The sequence below is a fragment of the Allonocardiopsis opalescens genome (assembly GCF_003002095.1).
In the GTDB taxonomy this organism is placed as follows: Bacteria; Actinomycetota; Actinomycetes; order Streptosporangiales; family Streptosporangiaceae; genus Allonocardiopsis; species Allonocardiopsis opalescens.
Genome location: NZ_PVZC01000004.1, coordinates 620,215 through 643,036, shown reverse-complemented (window position 1 = coordinate 643,036; position 22,822 = coordinate 620,215). Strand labels below are relative to the sequence as shown.

At 75.8% G+C, this 22,822-nt stretch carries 27 protein-coding genes; 17 read left to right on the top strand and 10 right to left on the bottom strand.

The features are described from left to right. Window positions 1-61 precede the first annotated feature (61 nt). Window positions 62-694: a class I SAM-dependent methyltransferase gene (locus tag CLV72_RS16565; protein ID WP_106246767.1), complete on the bottom strand. Its 633-nt coding sequence runs from the start codon at window positions 692-694 to the stop codon at window positions 62-64. Between the two features lie 77 nt (window positions 695-771). Here CLV72_RS16565 and CLV72_RS16560 point away from each other — a divergent pair, with 77 nt between their 5' ends. The 8 genes from CLV72_RS16560 (at window position 772) to CLV72_RS16525 (ending at window position 8,046) form a co-directional block, all read left to right on the top strand. Then, window positions 772-1,275 carry a MerR family transcriptional regulator gene (locus tag CLV72_RS16560; protein WP_106246764.1) on the top strand — a complete coding sequence of 168 codons (504 nt, stop codon included), beginning with the start codon at window positions 772-774 and terminating at the stop codon, window positions 1,273-1,275. 26 nt (window positions 1,276-1,301) lie between these two features. After that, window positions 1,302-2,588 (top strand): amidase, encoded by a 1,287-nt coding sequence (locus CLV72_RS16555; RefSeq protein ID WP_106247118.1) that lies wholly within the window; start codon window positions 1,302-1,304, stop codon window positions 2,586-2,588. A 59-nt stretch (window positions 2,589-2,647) separates the two neighbouring features. Continuing rightward, window positions 2,648-3,907 (top strand): MFS transporter, encoded by a 1,260-nt coding sequence (locus tag CLV72_RS16550; RefSeq protein WP_106246761.1) that lies wholly within the window; start codon window positions 2,648-2,650, stop codon window positions 3,905-3,907. 13 nt (window positions 3,908-3,920) lie between these two features. Continuing rightward, entirely contained in the window at window positions 3,921-4,280 is a 360-nt protein-coding gene (locus CLV72_RS16545) for a MerR family transcriptional regulator (protein ID WP_106246759.1), read from the top strand. Between the two features lie 167 nt (window positions 4,281-4,447). Continuing rightward, on the top strand, window positions 4,448-5,377 hold the full coding sequence (locus CLV72_RS16540; protein WP_106246756.1) for an ABC transporter ATP-binding protein: 930 nt from the start codon (window positions 4,448-4,450) through the stop codon (window positions 5,375-5,377). Continuing rightward, window positions 5,374-6,111 carry an ABC transporter permease gene (locus CLV72_RS16535; protein WP_211302887.1) on the top strand — a complete coding sequence of 246 codons (738 nt, stop codon included), beginning with the start codon at window positions 5,374-5,376 and terminating at the stop codon, window positions 6,109-6,111. Before CLV72_RS16540 ends, CLV72_RS16535 begins: the two co-directional genes overlap by 4 nt. A gap of 5 nt (window positions 6,112-6,116) precedes the next feature. After that, window positions 6,117-7,403 carry a sensor histidine kinase gene (locus tag CLV72_RS33660; RefSeq protein ID WP_281262423.1) on the top strand — a complete coding sequence of 429 codons (1,287 nt, stop codon included), beginning with the start codon at window positions 6,117-6,119 and terminating at the stop codon, window positions 7,401-7,403. Then, on the top strand, window positions 7,396-8,046 hold the full coding sequence (locus CLV72_RS16525) for a response regulator (protein ID WP_281262422.1): 651 nt from the start codon (window positions 7,396-7,398) through the stop codon (window positions 8,044-8,046). The genes CLV72_RS33660 and CLV72_RS16525 overlap by 8 nt, the downstream gene beginning before the upstream one ends. Before the next feature lie 12 nt (window positions 8,047-8,058). Here the strand turns inward: CLV72_RS16525 and CLV72_RS16520 are convergent, their stop codons facing one another. Next, window positions 8,059-8,661: a response regulator transcription factor gene (locus CLV72_RS16520; protein WP_106246754.1), complete on the bottom strand. Its 603-nt coding sequence runs from the start codon at window positions 8,659-8,661 to the stop codon at window positions 8,059-8,061. A gap of 19 nt (window positions 8,662-8,680) precedes the next feature. Next, entirely contained in the window at window positions 8,681-9,826 is a 1,146-nt protein-coding gene (locus CLV72_RS16515) for a sensor histidine kinase (RefSeq protein WP_106246751.1), read from the bottom strand. Window positions 9,827-9,961: 135 nt separating this feature from the next. On the opposite strand from CLV72_RS16515, the gene CLV72_RS16510 reads away from it, so the two are divergent. After that, the gene (locus CLV72_RS16510) at window positions 9,962-10,846 is read left to right on the top strand and encodes an ABC transporter ATP-binding protein (RefSeq protein ID WP_106246749.1); all 885 of its coding nucleotides are present in this window, start codon (window positions 9,962-9,964) and stop codon (window positions 10,844-10,846) included. 48 nt (window positions 10,847-10,894) lie between these two features. Beyond that, window positions 10,895-11,623 (top strand): ABC transporter permease, encoded by a 729-nt coding sequence (locus tag CLV72_RS16505; RefSeq protein ID WP_106246746.1) that lies wholly within the window; start codon window positions 10,895-10,897, stop codon window positions 11,621-11,623. Window positions 11,624-11,671: 48 nt separating this feature from the next. On the opposite strand, the gene CLV72_RS16500 is transcribed toward CLV72_RS16505, so the two are convergent. Together CLV72_RS16500 and CLV72_RS16495 are read right to left on the bottom strand one after the other, a co-directional pair. Next, a complete protein-coding gene (locus CLV72_RS16500) occupies window positions 11,672-12,448 on the bottom strand; it encodes an SRPBCC domain-containing protein (protein WP_211302886.1) in 777 nt (258 codons plus the stop codon). A gap of 147 nt (window positions 12,449-12,595) precedes the next feature. After that, window positions 12,596-13,204: a TetR/AcrR family transcriptional regulator gene (locus CLV72_RS16495; RefSeq protein WP_106246741.1), complete on the bottom strand. Its 609-nt coding sequence runs from the start codon at window positions 13,202-13,204 to the stop codon at window positions 12,596-12,598. Between the two features lie 84 nt (window positions 13,205-13,288). On the opposite strand from CLV72_RS16495, the gene CLV72_RS16490 reads away from it, so the two are divergent. Continuing rightward, the gene (locus tag CLV72_RS16490; RefSeq protein ID WP_211302885.1) at window positions 13,289-13,717 is read left to right on the top strand and encodes a nuclear transport factor 2 family protein; all 429 of its coding nucleotides are present in this window, start codon (window positions 13,289-13,291) and stop codon (window positions 13,715-13,717) included. On the opposite strand, the gene CLV72_RS16485 is transcribed toward CLV72_RS16490, so the two are convergent. Continuing rightward, a complete protein-coding gene (locus CLV72_RS16485) occupies window positions 13,666-14,115 on the bottom strand; it encodes a winged helix-turn-helix transcriptional regulator (protein ID WP_106246738.1) in 450 nt (149 codons plus the stop codon). The two genes, CLV72_RS16490 and CLV72_RS16485, sit on opposite strands and share 52 nt — an antisense overlap. An 85-nt stretch (window positions 14,116-14,200) precedes the next feature. On the opposite strand from CLV72_RS16485, the gene CLV72_RS16480 reads away from it, so the two are divergent. Beyond that, entirely contained in the window at window positions 14,201-15,058 is an 858-nt protein-coding gene (locus tag CLV72_RS16480; protein ID WP_245930240.1) for an SDR family NAD(P)-dependent oxidoreductase, read from the top strand. A 248-nt stretch (window positions 15,059-15,306) separates the two neighbouring features. Here CLV72_RS16480 and CLV72_RS16475 read toward each other — a convergent pair whose 3' ends face one another. Continuing rightward, window positions 15,307-15,675: a winged helix-turn-helix transcriptional regulator gene (locus tag CLV72_RS16475; RefSeq protein ID WP_106246732.1), complete on the bottom strand. Its 369-nt coding sequence runs from the start codon at window positions 15,673-15,675 to the stop codon at window positions 15,307-15,309. A 68-nt stretch (window positions 15,676-15,743) separates the two neighbouring features. Between CLV72_RS16475 and CLV72_RS16470 the strand changes: the two genes are divergently transcribed. The 3 genes from CLV72_RS16470 to CLV72_RS16465 all read left to right on the top strand — a co-directional run bounded on the left by CLV72_RS16470 (window position 15,744) and on the right by CLV72_RS16465 (window position 17,555). Beyond that, entirely contained in the window at window positions 15,744-16,397 is a 654-nt protein-coding gene (locus CLV72_RS16470) for a DsbA family oxidoreductase (RefSeq protein WP_106246729.1), read from the top strand. A 207-nt stretch (window positions 16,398-16,604) separates the two neighbouring features. After that, window positions 16,605-16,937, top strand: a complete 333-nt coding sequence (locus CLV72_RS31790; protein WP_146159462.1) for a hypothetical protein — start codon at window positions 16,605-16,607, stop codon at window positions 16,935-16,937. Window positions 16,938-17,006: 69 nt separating this feature from the next. Next, on the top strand, window positions 17,007-17,555 hold the full coding sequence (locus tag CLV72_RS16465; RefSeq protein ID WP_106246727.1) for an EF-hand domain-containing protein: 549 nt from the start codon (window positions 17,007-17,009) through the stop codon (window positions 17,553-17,555). A 280-nt stretch (window positions 17,556-17,835) separates the two neighbouring features. Here the strand turns inward: CLV72_RS16465 and CLV72_RS16460 are convergent, their stop codons facing one another. Then, window positions 17,836-18,747, bottom strand: coding sequence for an NADP-dependent oxidoreductase (locus tag CLV72_RS16460; protein ID WP_106246725.1), 912 nt, complete (start codon window positions 18,745-18,747; stop codon window positions 17,836-17,838). Window positions 18,748-19,028: 281 nt separating this feature from the next. Between CLV72_RS16460 and CLV72_RS16455 the strand changes: the two genes are divergently transcribed. Then, on the top strand, window positions 19,029-19,247 hold the full coding sequence (locus CLV72_RS16455) for a hypothetical protein (RefSeq protein WP_106246723.1): 219 nt from the start codon (window positions 19,029-19,031) through the stop codon (window positions 19,245-19,247). Between the two features lie 62 nt (window positions 19,248-19,309). On the opposite strand, the gene CLV72_RS16450 is transcribed toward CLV72_RS16455, so the two are convergent. Together CLV72_RS16450 and CLV72_RS16445 are read right to left on the bottom strand one after the other, a co-directional pair. Further along, on the bottom strand, window positions 19,310-20,341 hold the full coding sequence (locus CLV72_RS16450) for an ankyrin repeat domain-containing protein (RefSeq protein WP_106246720.1): 1,032 nt from the start codon (window positions 20,339-20,341) through the stop codon (window positions 19,310-19,312). A gap of 217 nt (window positions 20,342-20,558) precedes the next feature. Continuing rightward, complete coding sequence (locus CLV72_RS16445; RefSeq protein WP_106246717.1) at window positions 20,559-21,233, bottom strand: ArsR/SmtB family transcription factor; 675 nt, start codon at window positions 21,231-21,233, stop codon at window positions 20,559-20,561. A 64-nt stretch (window positions 21,234-21,297) separates the two neighbouring features. On the opposite strand from CLV72_RS16445, the gene CLV72_RS33290 reads away from it, so the two are divergent. Further along, on the top strand, window positions 21,298-22,821 hold the full coding sequence (locus CLV72_RS33290) for an isocitrate lyase/phosphoenolpyruvate mutase family protein (protein WP_106246715.1): 1,524 nt from the start codon (window positions 21,298-21,300) through the stop codon (window positions 22,819-22,821). The last annotated feature ends 1 nt before the right edge of the window (window position 22,822 follow it).

Sequence of the window (22,822 nt, the reverse complement as noted above, 5' to 3'; positions counted from 1 at the left end):
GCCCTCAACGTGATTTCGGCGCGGGGCGCGGCGGCCCCCGCCGGCGCCGCGACCGGCGGCTTCAGCCGCCGTGCTGGGGCCGGTGCGCCACGACCTCGTCGACCAGGCCCAGCGCGAGGCGGCGGTGCCGGTCGACGGCGAAGCCCCGCTCGGCCGCCAGCCGCAGCGGCCGGCGGCGCACCGGGCGGCCCCCGCGGCGGGCGCGGGCGGGCTCCAGCCAGCGCATGGGCGGGTGCGCGTACTCGACGTGGTCGATCAGCAGCAGCCGCCCGCCCGGGCGCAGCACCCGGTACATCTCGCCGATGGCCGCCGCCTGGTCCGGGATGGCGCACAGCGCGAGTGTGCACAGCACCGTGTCGAAGGAGGCGTCGGCGAAGGGCAGCCGCTGCGCGTCGGCCTCGCGCAGCTCCACCGGGCGGTCCAGAGCCGCGGCGCGGCGGCGGGCCTGCGCCAGCATGCCGCCGCTGAGGTCGACGCCGGTCACCGCGGCGCCCTCGGGATAGTGCGGCAGGTTCAGGCCGGTGCCGACGGCGACGTCCAGGGTGCGGCCGGCGGCCCGGCGGCACAGGCGGGCGCGGGCGTCGCCGATGAGCCAGTGCTCCATGCGGGCGTTGCGGTCGTAGCCGGCCGACATCCGGTCCCACTGGCGGCGGGCGCGGGCGGTGGCGTCGTCGGTCGGTCGTGTCTCGGTCATGCCGGTCACCTCGGTTCGGCGGGCGCGGAGGCCCGGTCGTGTTGACTTCTCCGCCCACTGTGCAAGTTAATGTCAACATGAAGTCAAGCGTGCACGTCGCCGCCGGCTCGCGGATCGACCCCTCGGCCGAACTCACCATCGGCGAGCTGGCCGGGCACTTCGGCCTCGCCACCCACGTGCTGCGGCACTGGGAGACGATGGGCCTGCTCCAGCCGGCCCGGCGGGTGTCGGGCCGGCGCCGCTACACCTACGAGCACGTGATCACGACCGTGCTCATCCTCCAGGGCAAGGCGGCCGGGTTCTCCCTGGAGCAGATGCGCACCATCGTGGCCGGTCCCGGCCGCGAGGAGCAGCGCGCGATCCTCGCCGACCACCTGGCCGAGCTGGACCGCAGGCTCGCCCGGCTGCGGCAGGCGCGCGAGGCGGTCGCCCACCTGATGCAGTGCTCGGCCGAGAGCATCGCGAGCTGCCCGTCCGTGCGCGAGATGGCCGAGCGGATGGCCACCGGCGCCGAGTACGAGTGCGACGACGCCCCGTCCCCCGTCGTCCACGACGCCATCACCTCCGGCTGCGAACGCTGAATGCGGCGGCGGTAGCGTCCATGTCCATGGAGAGCCTGCCGAGCCGGTGGTCCCTGGCGCAGGGCGCGGCGGCCGACCCGCTCGCCGCCGCCGAGCGCGCCTGCGACCGGATCGACGCCGTCGACGCCCGGGTGCGGGCCTTCGTGCCCGAGCCCGGGCGGCGCGAGCGGCTGCGCGCCGAGGCCGCCGCGCTGCCCCATCCCGGTCCCGGTCCGCGCCCGCCGCTGTACGGCGTCCCGGTCGGGGTGAAGGACATCATGCACGTCGACGGGCTGCCCACCCGCGCGGGCTCGCGGCTGGAGCCCGGACTCCTCGCCGGAGCGCAGGCCGAGGTGGTGCGCCGGCTGCGCGCGGCGGGAGCATTGGTCGCCGGGAAGACCGAGACCGCCGAGTTCGCGGTCTTCGCGCCCGGCCCCACCCGCAACCCGCACCGCCCCGGCCACACCCCCGGCGGGTCCAGCGGCGGCTCGGCCGCCGCGGTGGCGGCCGGCATGGTGCCGCTGGCGCTGGGCACCCAGACCATCGGCTCGATCGTGCGGCCCGCCGCCTACTGCGGGGTGGTCGGCTTCAAGCCCACCCACGGCCGGGTGCCCGTCGCCGGGGTGCTGCCCAACGCGCCGACCCTTGACACCGTCGGGGTCGTCGCCGCCGACACGGACACCGCCGCCCGGGGCGCGGCGGTGCTGTGGGACGGCTGGCGGCCGGCGTCGCCGGGCGGGCCGCACCCCGTGCTCGGCGTGCCCGCCGGGCCCTACCTGGAGCAGACCGAACCCGCCGCCCTGGCCGCCTTCCATGAGCGGCTCGACGGCCTGCGCGCCGCCGGGTACCCGGTGCGGACGGTCCCGGTGATGGCCGATTTCGAGTGGATCGCCGCCACGCTGTTCACCGTCAACCGCTACGAGCTGGCCCGGGCGCACACCCGCTGGTTCGGCGAGCACGGCCACCGCTACCGCCCCGAGACGGCCGCGATGATCCGCCAGGGCCTCGCCCTCACCGCCGCCGACCACGCCGACGCGCTGCGCGCCCGCGACGCCTTCCGCGCCCGGCTGGCCGAGGCCGCCGCCGGGGCGGCCGTCGACCTGTGGGCCGCCCCGTCCGCGACCGGCCCGGCCCCGCACGGCCTGGCCGCCACCGGCGACCCGGTCATGTCGCTGCCGTGGAACCTGGCCGGCCTGCCCGCCGTCACCCTGCCCGCCGGCACCCTGGACGGGCTGCCCGTCGGCCTCCAGCTCGTCGGCCGCCCCGGCGCCGACGAGCAGCTGCTCAGCTGGGCCGGGGCGGTCGCGCGCCACCTGCCCGCGGCACCCCGCTGATCCCCGCGGCCGCCGCCGGCTTGACCTTGACGCCGGTGTCAGGGTTCTAGCGTCCGCCTATGGACTCCCATCGACGTGACCTTCCCCTGCGGCGGGCGGGGATCGGCTGCCTGCTGCTGGCCTCCTTCGCCGTCGGCACCGACGACTTCGTGGTGGCCGGGGTGCTGCCGGAGATCTCCGCCGGGCTGCGGGTGAGCGAGGCGGCGGCCGGACAGCTGGTGACGGTCTTCTCGATCACCTACGCGCCGGCCGCCCCCGTCATCGCCGTGCTGACCGCCCGGCTCCCCCGCCGCGCCCTGTTCACCGCCGCCACGGCCGTGTTCGCGCTGGCGAACGCGGCCGCCGCCCTGGCGCCGGACTACCCGGTGCTGATGGCCTGCCGGGTGCTCGCGGCGCTGGCCGCCGCGGCGATCACCCCGGCGGCCTTCGCCATCGCGGCCGCGACGGCCCCCGAGGGGCGCACGGGGCGCGCCGTCGGCACGGTCGCCGCCGGGCTGACCCTCGCGCTCGCGCTCGGCGTGCCGCTGGGCACCTGGCTGGGCGGCGCCTACGGCTGGCGGTCGACCTTCGTCTTCGTGGCGGTACTGGCCTGCGCCGTCCTGGCGGCCGCACCGGTGCTGCTGCCGCCGCTGCCCGGTGCGGAACCGGTCGGCGCGGGCGGCCGGCTGCGGCTGCTGGCCCGCCCGCCCGTCCTGCTCGGCGCCGTGGGGACCGTGATCGGCGCGACCGGCGGCCTGATGACCTACACCTACATCGCGCCGATCGCCCGCGAGCTGTCGGGCGCGGACACGGCCGGCCTCGCGGTGATGATCGCGGTCCTGGGCGCGGCGGGCGCCGTCGGCACGGTGCTGGGCGGGCGGGCCACCGACCGCTGGGGTGCGGACCGGGCGCTGCTGGCCACCCTGGCCGGGCAGGTGGCGGCGACGGCGGCACTGGCCGTGATCGGCCTGCTCGGCGGCGGGGGCGTCCCGCTGCCGGTCACCGCCGCCGTCTTCGCCTGCTGGGGGCTGGCCGGGTGGGCCTTCAACCCGCCGATGAACACGCGCTCGCTGCGGCTGGCCGGCCCGGCCGGGACCGAGGCCGTTGCGCTGAACACCAGCGCCCTGTACGTCGGCATCGCCCTCGGCGGCGCCGTGGGCGGCGCCGCGGTCGCCGGTTACGGTGGGACGGGCGTGGCGGTGGCGGCCACGGCGATCGGCCTGGCCGCGATCGTGCTGATGGCCGTGTCGGTGGCGCGCCACCCGTCCGCACCGGAGGCGGCGCACGCGCCCGCCGGCCGGCCCGCCGCACCGGCGGCGGAGCCGGAGCGGCCGAACTGAGGAGGTGGGCCCGATGCGCATCGGCGAGCTGGCCAGGCGGACCGGCGCCTCGCCCCGGGCGCTGCGCTACTACGAGCAGCAGCGGCTGCTGGCGTCCGGCCGCGGCGACAACGGCTACCGCGAGTACAGCGAGGACGCGGTGGTCCGGGTCCGCAACATCCGGCTGCTGCTGGCGGCCGGGCTCGGCTCCGACGACATCCGCGAACTCGACGCGTGCCTGTCCAGGGACCTCGCCGGCGAGCCCACCTGCGCACAGGCGGCCGAGCTCTACCAGCGCAGGCTGGACGCCGTACAGGCGCGCCTGGACGCGCTCCTCGACGTCAAGGAGAGGTTGAGCGCCCAGCTCGGCGAGATCCGGGCCGGGCGCGCCTAGCCGCCGCGGTCCGCCGCCCGTCAATCGTCCGATCGGATGACCCGCGATCCTCCGCGCGGCGCCGAGGGACGCCCGCCGGGCCGATTCGGCGGACCCGTCCGCACCGGCATCGTCAGGGGCGCGCCGCCGGACCCGGCGGCGTGCGTCGGCGAGGAAGGCGGACCGCGATGGCGACGGTCGTGCAGGTCGAGCGGCTGCACAAGCGGTACGGGGAGCGCACCGTGCTGGACTCGGTGTCCTTCGGTGTCGAGGACGGCGAGATCTTCGGAGTCCTGGGGCCCAACGGCGCGGGCAAGACCACCGCCGTGGAGTGCCTGTCCGGGCTGCGCAGGCCCGACGGCGGCACCGTGCGGGTGCTGGGGCTGGACCCGCGCACCGAGCGCGACCGGCTGCGGCGGGTGCTCGGCGTGCAGCTGCAGGAGAGCCGGCTGGCCGACCGGATGAGGGTCGGCGAGGCGCTGGACCTGTACGCCTCCTTCTACTCCGAGCCGGCCGACTGGCGGGAGCTGATGGAGCTGGTCGGGCTGGCCGACCGGCGCGACACCCCCTACGCCAAGCTGTCGGGCGGCCAGAAGCAGCGGCTGTCCATCGCGCTCGCCCTCATCGGCCGGCCCAGGGTCGCGATCCTGGACGAGATCACCACCGGGCTCGACCCGCAGGCCCGCCGCGACGCCTGGGAGCTGATCGAGGCGGTGCGGGCGGGCGGGGTGACGATCGTGCTGGTCACCCACTTCATGGAGGAGGCCGAACGGCTCTGCGACCGGGTCGCGCTCTTCGACGCGGGCCGGGTCGCCGCCGTCGACACCCCCGCGGGCCTGGTCGGCCGCTCCGCCGCCCGCCAGCGCGTCGTGTTCCGCCCCTCGGCGCCCTTCGAGGACCGGCTGCTCACCGAGCTGCCCGAGGTGGCCGAGCTGGTCCGCACCGGCGCGAGGGTGGAGGTCGCGGGCTCCGGCGAGCTGCTGCACGCCGTGACCGCCGCGCTCGCCCGCCACCAGGTCGTCGCCGGCGACCTGCGCGTCCACCATCCCACCCTCGACGACGCCTTCGTCGCCCTGACCGGCCGCCGGCTCGGGACGGAACAGGAGAGCCCCCGATGACCATGCTGCTCAAGCTCACCGCCGTGGAGTCCAGGCTGATGCTGCGCGACGTGGCGTGGCTGTTCACCCTGGGCGTCCCGCTGTTCGTCATGCTCGGCTTCGGGCTGCCGTTCGCGCTGAGCCCCGGTGGGCCGCCGCCGGAGGCCGTGAGCGGGATCGAGTCGCTGGTGGTGACGGCGGTGACCATCGCGCTCGGCCTGGTCGGCCTGTACATGGTGCCCACGGCGCTGGCCGCCTACCGGGAGAAGGCCATCCTGCGGCGGCTGTCCACCACCCCGGCGCGCCCGGCCGCGCTGCTGGCGGTCCAGCTGCTGCTCCAGCTGGTGCTGGCGGTGGTCTCGCTGGTGCTGCTGGTCGGCACGGCCGCGCTGCTGCTGGGCACCGGGCTGCCCGAGCGCCCGGCCGCCCTCCTCGGCGTCCACCTGCTCGGCGCGGCCGGCACCTTCGCCATCGGGCTGCTGATCGCGGCGGTCGCCCCCACCGCGCAGGCCGCCAACGGCATCGGGGTGCTGCTGTACTTCCCGCTGGCCTTCCTGTCCGGCCTGATGCTGCCCAGGGAGCAGATGCCGGCCGCCCTGGCGGCCGTCGGCGAGTTCACCCCGCTGGGCGCCTTCCGCTCCGCCGCCGAGGCGGCGTGGACGGGTGCGGACCAGCAGGTCCTTCCGCTGGTCATAATGGCCGGGTACGCGGTCGCGGTGGGCGCGGCCGCGGTGAGGTTCTTCCGCTGGGAGTGACACCCGTGATCCCCGAGACCGGCCGGCCCGACGGCACCCCGCTGGCGCGGTGGGCCGTCCGGCTGGGCCGCGGGGGCGCGGTGGCGCCCTACCTGCTGCTGGCGGCCTCCACCGTCGCCACCGTGCTGGACCCCCAGCATTCGGTGCAGCACCGGCTGGTCACCGTCGCGCTGGCCGTGTGCACGGCGGTGTGGCTGGCCGCCCTGGGGCCGCGCCCCGGCGCCGTGCGCGGCCCGGTCCTGGACGCGGTGTTCTGCGTCGGCGTGCTGGCGCTGATCGTGCTGCTGGTCACCCGCGGCTCGTGGTTCGGCCTGTTCGCCTTCATGGGCTACGTCTACTCCTGGTACCAGCTGCCGGGGCTGTGGCGGCTGCTGGGGGTGGCGGTGGCGGCCGGGGCGAGCACCGGCTGGTGGGCCTGGGGCGCCGAGGGCTTCGCCTCGGCCACCCCGGCGGGGATCGCCACCTACCTGGTGGTCGTCGGCACGATCGTGGTGCTGGTGGCGATCTTCAGTTCGATGGGCCAGCTGACGGAGGCGCGCAGCGAGCGGCGTGGGCGGATGGTCGCCGAACTCGCCGAGGCCAACGAGAAGCTGGCCGCCACCATGCGCGAGAACGAGGGGCTGCACGCCCAGCTGCTCGCCCAGGCGCACGAGGCCGGCGTGCTCGACGAGCGGCAGCGGCTGGCCCGCGAGATCCACGACACCCTCGCGCAGGGCCTGACCGGCATCATCACCCAGCTGGAGGCCGCCGACCAGGCGACGGAGCCCGCGGCGCACCGCAGGCACCTGGACAACGCCGCCGGACTGGCCAGGAGCAGCCTGGCCGAGGCGCGCCGCTCGGTGCACGCGCTGCGCCCCGAGGCGCTGGAGGCGTCCCGGCTGCCCGACGCGCTCGCCGAGGTGGCGCGGGCCTGGTCGCAGATGCACGGCGTGCCCGCCGAGGTCGCCGTCACCGGCGAGCCGCTGCCGCTGAGCGCCGACGCCGACGTCACCCTGCTGCGCACCGCGCAGGAGGCGCTGGCCAACACGGCCAGGCACGCCGGTGCGCGGCGGGTCGGCCTGACCCTCTCCTACCTGGAGGACGCGGTGATCCTGGACGTGCGCGACGACGGGGCCGGCTTCGAGCCCGCCGCCCCGGTCGGGCCGCGGCCCGACGGCGGCGGCTTCGGGCTGACGGCCATGCGCCAGCGGCTCGAACGGCTGGGCGGCCGGCTGGAGGTGGAGTCCGAGCCGGGGGCCGGCACCGCGGTCTCTGCCACCCTGTACGCGCCCCGGGCGGCCGCCAGTGCCTGAGCCGCCCGCGCCGATCCGGCTGCTCATCGTGGACGACCACCCGGTGGTCAGGGACGGCCTGCGCGGCATGTTCCACGGCGAGGCGCGCTTCGCGGTGGTGGCGGAGGCGGCCGACGGCGCCGAGGCGGTCGCCCAGGCGGCGGCCTGGCGGCCCGACGTGGTCCTGATGGACCTGCGGATGCCGGTGCTGGACGGCGTCGGCGCGATCACCCGGCTGGCCGAGCGCGGGCTGACCGCCCGGGTGCTGGTGCTGACCACCTACGACACCGACGGCGACGTGCTGGCCGCCGTCGAGGCCGGGGCCACCGGCTACCTGCTCAAGGACGCCCCGCGCGCCGAGCTGTTCCGCGCGGTGGAGGCGGCGGCCCGGGGCGAGGCCGTGCTGTCGCCCTCGGTGGCCGCGCGGGTGCTGGGCCGGGTGCGCGCCCCAGCGCCCGAGGTGCTCAGCCCCCGCGAACTGGAGGTGCTGGCGCTGATCGCCCGCGGCGGCACCAACCGCGAGGCCGCCGCGAGCCTGTTCATCAGCGAGGCGACGGTCAAGAGCCACCTGGCGCACATCTACGCCAAGCTCGGGGTGAAGGACCGCGCGGCCGCGGTCGCCGCCGCCTTCGAGCGCGGCCTGCTCACCCCAGGCGGCCGCTGAGCGGGCCGGGCGCTACAGCCAGTCGTGCTGGCGCGCGTAGCGCGCCGCCTCGTGGCGGGTGCGCGTCTGGGTCTTCTGCATCGCGTTGGACAGGTAGTTGCGCACCGTGCCCTCGGCCAGGTGCAGCCGGGCGGCGATGTCGGCCACAGAGTAGCCCTCGCCGGTCTCGCGCAGGACGTCGGCCTCCCGCTCGGTGAGCGGGCAGTCGTCGATGACGGCCAGCGCGGAGACGTCCGGGTCGATCCAGCGCCGGCCCTCGTGCAGGCCCGCGATGACGGTGGCGATGTGCGCGGGCTCCGCCGACTTGCTGACGAAGCCCTGCACGCCCAGCCGCAGCGCCTTGCGGAGCACGCCGGGCCTGGCGTGGCGGGTCAGCATCAGGATCACCTGCTCGGGCCGGGTGCGGCGGATCTCGGCGACGGCGCCGAGCCCGTCGGTGCCGGGCATCTCCAGGTCGATGACGAGCACGTCGGGCCGGTGGCGCAGGGCGGCTCGCACGGCGGCCTCGCCGTCCTCGGCCTCGGCGAGCACGGTGATCTCCCCCTCCAGCGGGAGCAGCGCGGCCAGCGCCTTGCGGAGCAGGGCCTCGTCGTCGGCGAGCACCACGGTGGTCATCGGTCGTCCCTCCGGATGTTCACAGGGCGGCGCCCGAGCGCAGGCGCGGGAAGGCGGCGGCCGTCAGGAAGCGCCCGTCCCCGCGCTCCACCGTCAGTTCGCCCCCGTCGTCGGCCACCCGCTGCCTGAGGGCGGACAGGCCCCTCAGCTCGGGCGGCGAGTCCTCCCGCACGCCGTCGTTGACGATGGTGATGCCCGACTCCGACAGGGTGATCCGCACCTGCCGGGCCTGGGCGTGCCGCAGGATGTTGGTCGTCGTCTCGCGCAGGACCTGGCCGAGCAGCTCGCCCGCCCGCGGGTCGACCTCGGCCTCGCGGTCGACGCGCACCCGGATGCCCGCCGCCTCGAAGAGGTTCTTGGCGTTCTCCAGCTCCGCGGACAGGTTGAGCCGCCGCTGCGCGTAGGCGAGCTCCTTGGTCTGGGTGATGGTGTCGCCGACCAGGGCGCGCACCTCGCGCAGCTCCTCCTCGGCCCGTGCGAGGTCGCTGCGGAGCAGCTTCTCGGCCAGCGCGGTCTTCAGCTTCACCACGTGCAGGGTGTGGCCCTGGATGTCGTGCAGGTCGCCGGCGAAGCGGACGCGCTCCCGGATGACGGCCAGCTCCGCCTCGCGCTCCCTCGCCCGCTCCAGCTCGGCCAGCAGGTCGTAGACCAGCAGGTTGAGGAAGGTGAGGGCGGCTCCCCCAATGGCGACGCCCGCGGAGCCGACGAGGATCGGCAGGAAGCCGTCGAGCGGGTTCCCCTGGTCGGCCAGCAGCCGCGCCGCGAGCACCGCGGCGGCGAAGGCACCCATCCCCGCGAGCACCGCCCGCCGGCGGCGCGCCGACCGGTGGACGACGATCGTGCCCACGATCGCGAAGCCGTAGGACGCCGTCCCGCTGTCGGTCACCAGCACGCCGAAGGCCCACACGGCCGCGGTGACGGCCAGCCCGGGCGCCAGGACGCGGGAGGCGCGTCCCTGCGTCCAGCGCGAGACGGTGAACAGGGCGACGACCAGGCTCAGGACGAGGACGCACGCCTCCCACCAGCTGTCGGAGTCGCTCGCCACCAGCAGGGCGCCCACGGCCGACAGCGATCCGTGCACCACGCTGAGGTTCAGCCGGCGCAGCGTTCCCTGCGTCGTCTCGGTCCGCTCGGCCACCGTGTGCGCCCCTCCCCGCGCCGACATCTCCGGCCCAGTCTCCATCCTGCCCGGCGCCGCCACCAGTGACGCCGCGTCATGGCTCCACCCGCAGGAACGTCATGGCGGAGTGGTGACGCGGTCCCACTGCCGGACCGGCCGGCCGGCGGCTGGAATCAGGGCATGACCTCTACACCAGTCATCGACGTCGACGGACTGAACGTCAGGTACGGCGACTTCCACGCGGTGAAGAACCTGTCCTTCCAGGTGGAGCGGGGCGAGCTGTACGCCCTGCTCGGCACGAACGGGGCGGGCAAGACCTCGACCCTGGAGACCGTCGAGGGGCACCGCGCCGCCACCTCGGGCACCGTGCGGGTCTTCGGGCACAGCCCGCGCGACCGGCGCGCGGTGCGGCCCCGGATGGGCGTCATGCTCCAGGAGAGCGGTTTCTCCCCGGATCTGACGGTGCGGGAGTCCGTCGGGCTGATCGGGGCGCTGAGCGGGCGCGCCGACCAGGTCGGGCGCGTGCTCGGCCTGGTCGGCCTGTCGGACCGGGCCGGCACCGAGGTGTCCCAGCTGTCGGGGGGCGAGAAGCGGCGGCTGGACTTCGCCACCGCCGTGTACGGGACGCCGGAGCTGATCTTTCTGGACGAGCCCACCACCGGCCTGGACGTGCAGTCCAGGCACGCCCTGTGGGAGGCCGTGGACCGGCTGCGCGAGGACGGGTCCACCATCGTGCTCACCACGCACTACCTGGAGGAGGCCCAGCAGCGCGCCGACCGCATCGGGCTGATGCACAAGGGCGTCTTCCACCGGGAGGGGACCGTCGCGGAGCTGACGCGGACCCTGCCGGCCGAGATCCGCTTCTCCCTCGCCGGTCCCGCGCCGGCGCTGCCCCTGCACGCCGTGCGCGGGAGCGACGGCGGCTTCCTCATCGAGACCTTCGCCCTGCAGAAGGACCTGCACACCCTGCTCCGCTGGGCGCAGGACGGCGCGGTGGAGCTGCGGGAGCTCCAGGCCGGGCCCACCCGGCTCGACGACGTCCTGCGCTCCATCGGCGGCGACTAGCCCGCGCCGCCCGCCGGATCCCGAACACCTGAGAAAAGGACCTCCACCATGTTCCCGATCGCTCGCAGCGAGCTGATCCAGCTCTTCCGGAACCGGGCGGTTCTGGTCACCATGCTGGTCATCCCCGTCGCGTCCAGCGCGATGTACATCTACCTGCACGAGTCCGTCCCGGCCGTGAGCGCGGCGCTGGGCCTGGGCGGCATCGCCGCGGTGCTGATGTTCCTGGCGATGGCGCTGGGGCTCTACACCACCGCGGTGACCACGCTCGCCTCGCGCCGGCAGAACCTCTTCCTCAAGCGGCTGCGCTCCACGGCGGCGGGCGACGCGGGCATCCTGTCCGGGCTGCTGCTCCCGGTCACCGCGATCACGCTGGTCCAGGTGGCCGTGGTGCTGACCGTGCTGGCCGTGGTCGGCGGCGGGCCGGCCGACGTCCCCCTGCTGGTGGCGGCCGTCCTGGCGACGGCGGTCATGATGCTCGGCCTGGGGCTGGCCACGGCCGGGCTGACCAACTCCCCCGAGCACGCCCAGGTGACCACGCTGCCCGTCATGGTCGGCACCCTCGCCGTCGCCGGCTGGGTGGGGTTCACCGGCACCGAGGAGCTGGGGCTGCTCAAGCGGCTGCTCCCGGGCGGCTCGGCCGCCGAGCTGGTCGTCAACGCCTGGACCGGCGGCGCCTCCCTCGGGGACTCCCTGCTGCTGCTGGCGCCCACGCTGGCCTGGGTCGTCGTCGCGGTCGCGCTGGCGGCGCGGATGTTCCGCTGGGAGCCGCGCCGGTGACCGACCCCGGTGCGGCGGGACTAGGCCCGGCCGTCTCCACGGCCGGGCCTAGTCCTTGCCGTCCAGGTCGGGGGTGTACTGACCCGTCGCGACCTTATAGGCGGCGTCGATCTCCTCGGCGGAGGCGTAGCCGCTCTCCCGCAGCAGCGCGGTCCACGCCTGGATCGAGCCCTGGGAGAACTCCTGCGCCTCCAGGGAGCCGGCGGCGGCGGCCGGGTCGAAGTCCTCGGTGACGTGCCCGCCCAGGTAGAGGTCCAGGCCCATGAAGGCGCCGTCCCAGCCGGGGCCGACGTAGAGGGCGCCGGCCCTGGTGCCGACCGCGGCGAGGGGGACGGTGTGCTCCAGCACCAGCTCGGTGCGGCCGCCGTCCAGGGCGGTGAGGCGGAGTTCCACGATGCTGGCGGGGCCGCCGAAGGTGACGCGCAGCAGGCTGGGCCGCTCGCAGCGGACGATGTCGCCGCCGGCGTTGCCCTCCAGCTGGAAGTTCCCGCCCTCGCGCAGCTCGCCGCCGAGCTTGGTGAACCAGCGCCGGACGCGGTCGGGATCGGTGATCGCGTCCCAGACGTCGTCGGCGGGCGCGCCGTACTCGCGGCGCAGGACGACGGCGGCCAGCTCGCCGTCCTCGGACGGGCGGCCGCCGGCCTCGCGCCGGATGGCATTGAGCTGGTTGACGATGTCGATCATCGCGGGTCCTCTTCCTGGTCGGCGCGGGGTGGGCGGTGCGGCGGGGCGCGCGTCGCCGCCCCCGGCGCGGCCGTGCGCGAGTTCGGCGGCGAGCGCGTCCAGCCGCCGCTGCCAGCACCGGCGCAGCCGTTTCGAACGCATATCGGCCTCCGCGCGGGTGCGCCCGGGGGGCGCCGGGCGTGCACGCGACCAATCTGAAGCATTCACTTATATAAGTCAAGTCTAAAGTACCGAAATCGGTGTGGTCGCGGCGCTGTCGGTACCGCCTGCGAGCATGGGCCGCTCGGCCTAGGGCTCTCCGCAGGGCTCGAACCCGTGCGGCGGCCGCGGCTCGGCGCCGACGAGCGACTGCACGCAGGGTTCGAGCAGCTCGACGATCCGCTCCGGCGGCGCGTCGCGCAGCCCGTCGAGTTCGAGCAGGAAGCGGCCGACGACCACCCCGAGCGTGATCGCGCCGGTCAGGCCGGCGCGCAGCGCGGCGTCCTCGCCGGGCAGGCTCTCGTAGATCTTGCCGTGCTGCCGGTTCAGCGCCTCGCGCACGCCGCGGGCCGCCTCCGGGTGGGTCAGCATGGACCGCAGGACGGCGAGCGTGCCGTCGGGCTCCGAGGTCAGCTTGGTGCGCAGCGCGTCGAGCAGCTGCTCGGCGATCTGCTCGGGGCTGCCCTCGGCGGCGGGCTCGGCGGACTCCACCCGGGTGGCCCGGACGAACAGCTCCTCCTTGGAGCCGTAGTAGTGCATGACCAGCCCGGGGTTGACGCGCGCCTCTCGGGCGACGGCCCGGATGGTGGTGCGGTCGAAGCCGTGTTCGGCGAAGGAGCGCCGGGCGGCCCGCAGGATGCGCAGCTCGGTCTGGCGTCGCTGCTCGGAGCGGGACACGGCCTGCTTCGGTTCGGTCATCTTCTGATTGTACGTCCGTTGTATGAACCTTCCCGTTCATTGTACGCTCGTTTCATAAACGAACGTTCAATGAAGGAGTCCGCCATGTCCGCACCGACCGAGACGACCACGCCGCGTGAGATGTTCGACCGTCTGGTCGAGCTGTTCCTGGCCAAGGACCTCACCGGCTTCGCCGAGCTGTTCGCCGAGGACGGCGTGCTCGAACTGCCCTTCGCTCCCCCGGGCCGGCCCTCGGTCGTGCGCGGCCGGGCGGCGATCCGGGCGGAGCTGGCCGCCATCGCCGAGACGCCGCTGGTGCACCGGGAGTTCCGCGACATGGCCGTGTACCGCACCGACGACCCGGAGGTGGTCATCGCCGAGTACGACGCCCACGGCGAGGTGGCCGGCACGGGACGCGGCTACGTGCTGCGCTACGTGCAGGTGCTGCGGGTGCGCGAGGGCCGCATCGCGCACTGGCGCGACTACTTCAACCCGCTGGCCGGCGCCGAGCTGCTGGGCGGCTCGGCCGCCTGAGCGGCGGCCGCCCGCGCCGCCTCGATCTCGCCGCGGTGCGCCATGGCCCACTCCGCCACCGCCGACAGCGGTCCCAGCAGGGTGCCGCCCAACTCGGTGAGCTCGTACTCGACGGCGGGCGGCACGGTGGGGAAGACGGTCCTGCGCACCAGTCCGTCGGCCTCCAGGCCGCGCAGCGTGCGGGTCAGCATCCGCTGGCTGATGCCCTCCACCGCGCGGTGCAGCTCGTTGAAGCGGTACGGGCGGCGGCCGAGCAGCACCACCACGAGCACGCTCCACCGGTCGCCGACGCGCCGCAGCACGTCGGCCACCGGGCACGCCTCGTGCTCGGCCCGACGCACCGGAACGGCCAGCGGGGCCGAGACGGCAAGAGGGACGCCGGTGTCCGCTGCGCACATGAATGTGCCTCCTTACGCTGCGTGCCCGGAATGCGGATCATTTGGGCAGAGGGTACGGACAGACCGTAACGACTGGAGGCGACAGGTGCAGGCAGACACGGGGACGCCGCGGACCGTCGTGATCAGCGGGGGCACCGACGGCATGGGGCGCGGGCTGGTGCTGGACCGGCTGGCGCGCGGCGACACGGTGGTGGCGATCGGCAGCAGCGCGGACAAGGGGCGGCGGCTGCGCGCCGACGCCGAGGCGACCGGCGGCGCCGGACGGCTGCACGTCCTCCGCGCCGACCTGGGCTCGGTGGCGGAGAACCGGCGCGTGGTCGCGGGCATCCGGCGCGAGTTCGGCGCGGTGGACGCGCTGGTGCTGTGCGCCAACCGGCAGTACCTGCGGCACCGGCTGACCGGTGACGGCGTGGAGGCCACCTTCGCGCTGTACTACCTCAGCCGCTACCTGCTCGGGCACGGCCTCTACGACCGGCTCCAGGCGGCGCCGCGCCCCGTCGTCGTCAACGTCGCCGGGCCGGGGACCCGGGTGGGTGCCGTGCACTGGGACGATCTCCGGCTGGAGCGCCGCTACAGCGCGGTGCGCGCCCAGCTCCAGGCCGGGCGCGCCAACGACCTGCTCGGCGTCGCCTTCGCCGAGCGCTCGGCCGGCGCCGTGCCGTACGTGCTGTACCACCCCGGCTTCACCGCCACCGACCTCGGCGGCGTCCGGCCGCCCGTGCGCACCGTGCTGCGGCTGCTGGCCGCGGTCGCGGCCCGCCCGGTCGCCGAGGCGATCGAGCCGCTGAGCCGGTGGATCGACGCGCCGCCGGCGGCGCCGCTCACCGCCGACGACCGCGGCAAGCCGGTCCCGCTGGACCTGCGGACCTTCGACCCCGCCGCCGCCCGCCGCCTGGACCGGCTCACCGGCGAACTGCTCGCCGAGGCACCGGACCGGGACTAGCGGCAGCCGGCGCGGAACCGGCCGCCGCCGTGGCGTGAGTCACCCCCGGCGGCCCGGTCGGCCCCGGACGCTGCGCGCCTACCCCGGCGTGCGCCCCGCACCATGCTGTGCGTACTTCCCGGCGGACGGCGGGCCTGCCTACGGTCGGCTCCATGCACGGACGGGAGGCGGGTGGCGCCGGCCGGCGCCACCCGCCTCCGTGCCGAGGAGGGGCCGGCGCCGTCGGCGGGCACACCGCGCGGCGGCGGTCAGCCGGCGGCGCGGGCGCGGGCCAGCAGGATGTCGTCGGTCCGCAGCACGATCCAGTCCAGCAGCGCCTGGACGTGCTCGGCCAGCTCCTGGCCGAGCGGGGTGAGCGCGTAGCTGACCTGCGGCGGGCTGGTGGCCCGCACCCGCCGCTCGACCAGGCCGTCGGAGGCGAGCTGCCGCAGCGTCTGCGACAGCATCTTCTCGCTGATCCCGTCGATGCGGTCGCGCAGCAGGAAGAAGCGGTGCGGCCGCTCGCGCAGCAGGCTCAGCACCAGGATCCCCCACCGGCTGGAGACGTGGTTCAGCACGGTGCGGCTGGGACAGTCGCGGTCGAAGGTGTTCCTGGCTGGAGGCGCGAGGCCCGCCATCGGCCCTCCCCGGCTCGGACGTGCACGACGTGACCAACCGTACGACGCGATCCGAGGAGTGAGCGCATATGACGACCGGTGCCGGGACGGTGACCCGCGTGGACGTCTGGTTCGACTTCCTATGCCCGTGGTGCCTGCTGGGCAAGCGGCGGTTCGAGGCGGCGCTGGCCCGCTCCGGGCGCCGCGACGCCGTGGCGGTGCACTGGCGCAGCTTCGAACTGATGCCGGACCTGCCGAAGGAGCCGGGGCCGACCATCCCCGAGCGGATGCGGCGCGACCTGGGGGTCACCGCGGCGGAGGCGGCGCGCGGCATCGAGCGGCTGAGCGCCATGGCGGCCGAGACGGGACTGGCCTACCGGCTGGACATCGCCCGCCCGGTCAACAGCTTCGACGCGCACCGCCTGATGCACGCCGGCCAGGCCGGCGGGGCCGGTGACGCCGTCCGCGAGCAGCTGGGCCGCGCCTACACCGAGCACGGCGCGATCCTGTCCGACCACGCCGTGCTGGCCCGCCTCGGCCGCCGCGCCGGGCTGCCCGACGCGCTCGTGCGCGAGGTCCTGGCCGGGAGCGCGTACGCCGAGGACGTGCGCGCCGACGAGCGCGCCGCCGCCCGCCTCGGTGTCACCGGCGTGCCGACCTTCGTCTTCGACGAGAGCCAGACGGTGTCGGGAGCGCAGCCGGTGGAGGTCTTCGTCAGCCTGCTGACCGGCTCCGCCCGCTGACCCGGTCCGTCCCGCGCTCCGCGCCCGGGCGGTCGGCGGCGCCTCGGCGAACCACTCGCGGCCGAGCGGCAGGCCGAACACGGGGGCGGGCAGCCGGACGGCGGTGCGCATACCGCCGCCGTCCGGCCGGAGCCCGCCGGCTCCGAGCGGTGGGCGGCCAGGGCGTCGCGCTTGCGCCGGGCCTGGCGGCGCACGTCGAATCGGTGGGTGATCGCCTCCGACGGGCCGAACATCGCGTTCAGCACCTCGGGATCGTGGCCGCAGCAGCACCTCGTCGTCCGGATGGGCGTGGAAGGCCACGATCGTCACCATCGGAGCAGTATGGCGATGGCTTCGCAGGTTCAGTGGATTCTGTATGGTGCGGGAAAATCCGGCGCACCATGCGCCCGAAACCGTCCCTTGCCCGCCGGTCGGCCGTCCGTCGAGCCGGTGGGGGCGGTGGCCGAGGCCGTGCGATTCATCGGTTCCGGCGAACTGATTCCGCAGGTAGCGGTGCTTGTATCCGCTAAGCGGCCCGTGCGGGGCCCCGGTGATGGATAATCACCCTCGGTTACTCGTAGCGGCCAGAACCGCTGCGCCGATTTCGCCCACCGCTGTGAAAGGACCCGCATGACGACCGCCTACGCCGACGCCGTCGGCGACACTCTGGGCCGGCTCTTCGACGTCATCGACTCCGACCACGACCACCGCGTCGAATGGGCCGACTACCAACGGCTCGTCGACCGCTACCTCACCGGCTACGCCCTGGCCCCCGACAGCCGCAAGGCCGTGGCGCTGCGGACCGCCTACCGGATGGCCTGGACCGAGCTGCTGCGCCACGCCGGCGGCCCCGAGCCGCGGCTGGACCGGGCGGAGTTCATCGCCGCCCTGCGCACCGCGGTGGTCGACACCAGCAGGTTCAACCTGGTCGAGGGCCTGGCGCACGCGGTCTTCGACGTGCTCGACGCCGACGGCGGCAACACCATCGGCCGGGAGGAGGTCATCCAGCTGATGGACGTCCTGGGCGTCACCACCACCGACGGCCTCCAGGTCTTCTCGGCGATGGACGCCGACGGCGACGGCAATGTCAGCCGCCAGGAGTTCATCCGCTCCGCACGCGAGTTCTTCTACCGCGCCGACCCGCGCGCCCCGGGCGGCATCATCTTCGGCATGGTCTGACCGCGCCCCTCCGCGCGGCCGCGGCACCCACGGCCGCGACCCCGTGAACGCCGCGACCTCGTCGGCGACGGCCACCGACAATCCCCCTGCCGTCGCCGCACCCCCTCCGCGGCCCGCCACGCTGCGCAACCACTGCCTGCGCGGCTACCACTTCGCCGCAGCGATCGGCGGGACCAGGGACTGCGGCCGGGCCGCGACTACGACGCCGAACTGGTGTTCGTGATCTGCGCGCTGCACACCACACCCGGCCTCACGAATCGCCGGTGTTCCGGCGGCGCGCTCAGTCCACCACCAGCACCACCTTGCCGCGGCCGTGGCCGGTGGCGAGTTCGCGGTGGGCGTCGGCGGCGCGGGCGAGCGGGAAGACGCCGCGCAGGTGGATGCGCAGGCGGCCCGCCTCGTAGTGGCGGAAGGCGTCGGTGAGCCGGGCCGCCGAGCGCCGGTGCGGCGTGAGGCGGACGCCGAGCCCGGCGGCGCGGTCGTGCTCGACCAGGGTGATGATCTGCGCGGGGTCCTTGACCAGGCGCAGCGACACCTCCAGTGCCTCACCGCCCGCCCCGTCGATGACGGCGTCGACGCCGTCGGGGGCCGCGGCGCGGAGCCGGTCCTCCAGGCCCTCGCCGTAGGCGACCGGGACGGCGCCGAGGGAGCGCAGGTAGTCGTGGTTGGCCGGGCTCGCGGTGCCGATGACGGCGGCCCCGGCGATCCTGGCCAGCTGGACCGCGACGGAGCCGACCCCGCCGGCCGCCGCGTGCACCAGCACCGTGTCGCCCTCCCCCACCCCCAGCGCCTCCAGCGCGATGTGCGGGGTCTGCACGGCGGCCGAGAAGCCGCCCGCCACCTCCCACGGCATGCCGGCCGGCTTGGGGGCCACCTGGTCGGCCGGGACGACGACGTACTCGGCATAGGCGGTCAGCCGGGTGAAGCCCACCACCTCCGTGCCCGCGGCGGGGCCGGCGGCCCCGGTGCCGAGCCGGTCCACCACCCCGGCGAACTCGTTGCCGGGCACGCGCGGGAAGCCGTCGGGCAGGCCCGCCGGCATCCAGCCCGCCCGGACGGCCAGGTCGAAGGGTTGCACACCGGCCGCCCTGACCCGCACCCGCAGCTCCCCCGGCCCCGGTTCCGGCGTCGGGACCTCCATCAGTTCCAGCACCTCGGGCCCGCCGGGCCGGTTGAACGCGGCCGCCTTCATGGTCGGCTCCTCTCGTCGGCAGCGGTAGCGACGCTACGACCTCGACCTTGATTGAGGTCAACCGCGCCGGGGGCGGCATGCGCGCGCCGACGCCTCCCGGCGGCCGCGCCCGGCCTCCCCGGGATCCCGCGTCCGCGTGAGTACGCTCAGTAATGCATCGGTAACTCTTCGCATGGATTCCGGCGGCTTCGCCGTGATCCGGCGGACCGGCCGCGCCGGAAGAGGGGGCGCGGAGACCCGGTGACGGAGCTGTCCCCATCGAACGACACCAGGAGCCGTGTATGGAGATCATCGAGGAGTTCTTCGGCCTGCTGAGCCGGGACAACCGCGAGTGGCTGCGCGCCCAGCCCCGGCACGAGCAGCTCGCCGCGGCGCGCGCCTGGGCCACGCCCGACGGGGTGCGGGTGCCCAGCGGCGTGGGCCCGGGCGGCGTCGGCGCCCTGCCGAGCGGGAGCCCCGTCGCCCGCGCCAACGCGGTCGTGGACGGCATGCGCCGGTAGCGCGCCGCCGGGTCCGGCCGGCGGCCGCGCCGCGCGGGCGGTCCGCCCGCGCGGCGCGGCGGTCAGCCGGCGGACTCGACCCGCTCGGGCCGGTTGGGACCGGAGGCGCGGTCGCGTTCGGCCTGCTCGAGCAGGTCGACCAGCTCGCAGCGGCCGTAGTCGCGCGCCATGTCCAGCGGCGTGCGGCCGTCGAGCCCGCGCAGGTCCAGCCGGGCGCCCGCCGCGACGAACACGCGGGCGGCCTCGGTGTGGCCGTGCCAGACGGCGTCGTGCAGGGCGGTGTGGCCGGTGTAGGGGGCGCGCGCGTCCAGTTCGAGCCGCGGGTCCGCCACCAGCAGCCGCGCGACGTCCGCATGGCCCAGGTAGCCGGCCCGGTGCGCGGGCGTCGACTTGCCGCCGTCGACCAGCCGAGGGTCGGCCCCGGCGCGCAGCAGCAGCGCGACCGCCTCGGTATGGCCCTCGCGGACGGCGTCCATCAGCGGGGTCTGCCCGTCGCTGGATCTGCGGTCGAGGTCGGCGCCCCGGTCCACCTCCTCGCCGAGGGCGAGGAGGTCCCCGGTGAGAGCCGCGACCCTCAGCGGCTCGCGGTCCCGCGCGGTGTAGCGGCGGCGGGCCCGCAGGATCGCCTCGCGGTAGGGGGTGAAGTCGTCGTCGGCGCTCAGCGCCTCCATGTCCAGCGCGATGTATCCGCCGTGCGAGCGCAGCTCGGGGTCGGCGTCCTGGTCGAGCAGGAACTCCGCCATCCGCGGCCGCTTGTGCCAGACGGCGTCCATCAGCGGGGTGTGGCCGTTGAGCGCCGACTGCTGGTCGATGAACGCGCCGTGCCCCAGCAGCAGCCGGGCGGTGTCCACCACGCCGCTCTGCGCGGCGCGGTGCAGCGCCGACGCGCCCGTCCTCGTGTCGAGCAGCAGCGGATCGGCCCCGGAGGTGAGCAGCAGCTCCACCAGCTGCGGGCGGCCCAGTGCCGACGCGAGGTGCAGCGGCGGGTAGCCCAGCGGGCAGCGGCCGTTGGGGTCGGCCCCGTCGCGCAGTACCTCTTCCGCGGTCGGCAGGTCCCCGGCCATGACGGCGCGCACCAGGCGGGATTCGGACATCGGCTCTCCTGACAGGGGTGCGACGGGCCGCGCCTCCGGGGAGTGCCGCGCGGGGCGGTGGCGGCGTGGGGACGGGGCGAGGGGGCGGGCCCGGCCGGCCGCGGTGGCCGGCGCTCCAAAGTCCGCCACAGCTTCCGCGCCGAATCAAGCACGGATCGCTACACGGTCCGTCGCGTACGGAGGGCATCCCGGGACCGGGCACCGGACGCGGCGCGGTTCAGGACTCGACGCCCAGCAGCTCCCGGAAGGCCCCGGCCCCCTCCGGCGTCACGGCCAGCGCGCGCCCGGAGCCCAGCCGCCGCACCCACCGCCGCTCCAGCGCCGCGGCGCACAGCGCCGCCCCCAGGGCCCCGGCGAAGTGGGGCCGGCGCTCGGTCCAGTCCAGGCAGGCGCGCACCAGCGGTCGGCGCGCCCCGGCGGGGCGGCGGTACCCGAGCTCCTCGGCCAGCCAGTCCCGTCCCGCAGGGGTCACGGCGAGCCCGGCGTCGGCGGCGACCAGGCCGCGGCCGACCATCGCGTCGGCCAGCGCCACACCGAGCCGGCCCGCCAGGTGGTCGTAGCAGGTGCGGGCGCGCGCCTCGGCGCCGGCCCGCGCCGAGGCGCGCAGGCCGCGCGGGCGGGCGGTGTCGGGGGCGAAGGAGGCCACCGCCTCGATCAGGGCGGCCGCCTGAGGGCCGGCCAGCCGGACGTAGCGGTGCCGCCCCTGGCGCTCCTCGGCCAGCAGCCCGCCGTCGATGAGCCGGCTCAGCTGCTCGCTCGCGGTGGAGGGCGCGATCCCGGTGTGCCGGGCCAGTTCGCCCGCGGTCCAGGCGCGCCCGTCGAGCAGCGCCTGGCAGATGGCGGCCCGGGTGCGGTCGGCCAGCAGGCTCGCCGTCTCGGCAAGGGGTGACATGGATCCATGATGCCGCCGGTATGGTTCGGTGCGCGCCGAACCGTCCGGCGCCTAGCGTCGGGGCATGACGCAGACCGTGCATGAGTTCGACCAGTACACCGACGTGCGGGCGGCGCTCGCCGACCCGGCGCTCGTGCCGCCCCCACCCGCCGAGGACGGTCCGGCCGGGGCGAGCGTGGCCTGGCTGCGGGCCTCCGTGGCCCGGTTCAGCTCCGGGGAGGCGCACCGGCGCCGCCGGTCGCTGGTCGAGGCCGAGCTGGCCCGGCTCGACCCCGCCGCGCTGCGGAATCCCGCCCCGGACGACGGGGACCTGCGGGTGCGGGTGGTGCGCACCCTGGCCGAGGCGCTGGGGCTGCCGGAGCCCGCGGCGGTGGCGGCGGCGGTGCCCGTGGTGGCCGGAGCCTACTTCGGCCACCAGGACCCGGCCGCCGACGCGGCGGTGGCGGAGCTGGTGGCGCTGCTGGGGCCGGACCCAAAGGACGAGGCGGCGATGGAGGCCGCCGCCGGGCGGATCGGCCTGCTGGTCCAGGCCTGCGACGCGACGGCGGCGCTGGTCGAGGCCGCGGCGGGCGGTGACGCGCCGCCGGCCCGGGTGCTCAGGGACGAGCCGCCGGTGCGGACCACCCGCCGCGTCGCCACCGCGGCCACCCGGATCGGCGGCCGGCCGATCGCCGAGGGCGACGCGGTGCTGCTGCGCCTGGCCGCCGACCGGGACAACCCGGTGCCCCTCGTCTTCGGCGCCCCGCCCCGGGTCTGCCCCGGCCGGGCGCACGCGCTCGCCCTGGCCGACGGCCTGCTGGGGCGCGCGCTGACCCCCTTCGCCCGGCTGCACCACCAGGCCACCCCGCTGCTGCTGCCCAATGCCTGGGACCACGCCTCCGCGGCCGCCCTGGCCGCGCAGGGCTTCCCGGCGGTAGGCACCACCAGCCTGGGCGTGGCCGCCGCCGCGGGCCTGCCGGACGGGGCGGCGGCCACCGCCGCCGCGACTCTGGAGCTGGCCCGGGTGCTGGGACGCGGCCCGCTGCTGTTCACCGTCGACGCCGAGGGCGGTTTCAGTGACGAGCCCGCGGAGGTGGCCGAGCTGGCCCGGCGGCTGCACGAGGCGGGAGCCGCCGGGATCAACCTTGAGGACGGCCGCGCCGACGGCACGCTCGCGCCCGCGCGGCTGCACGCCGCGAAGATCACCGCCGTCAAGGCGGCGGTGCCCGAGCTGTTCGTCAACGCACGCACCGACACCCACTGGCTGGGGCTGCGGCAGGAGGAGACCGCGGCCCGCCTCGCCGTCTACGAGCAGGCCGGGGCGGACGGGGTCTTCGTGCCGGGACTGTCGGATCCCGAGGGGATCGCCGAGCTGACGGCCTCGCTCCTCGTCCCGCTGAACATCCTGTACTCGCCGGCCGGTCCCGGCCTCGCCGAGCTGGCCGAACTGGGCGTGCGCAGGGTCAGCCTCGGCTCGCTGCTCTACCGCACCGCGCTGGCGGCGGCTGTCGACACCGCGACCGCCGTCCGGGACGGCAGGCCGGTGGGCCTCGCCGCCCCCTCCTACGCCCAGGTGCAGGAGTTCCAGGCGCCGGGCGCGTCCGGCTGAG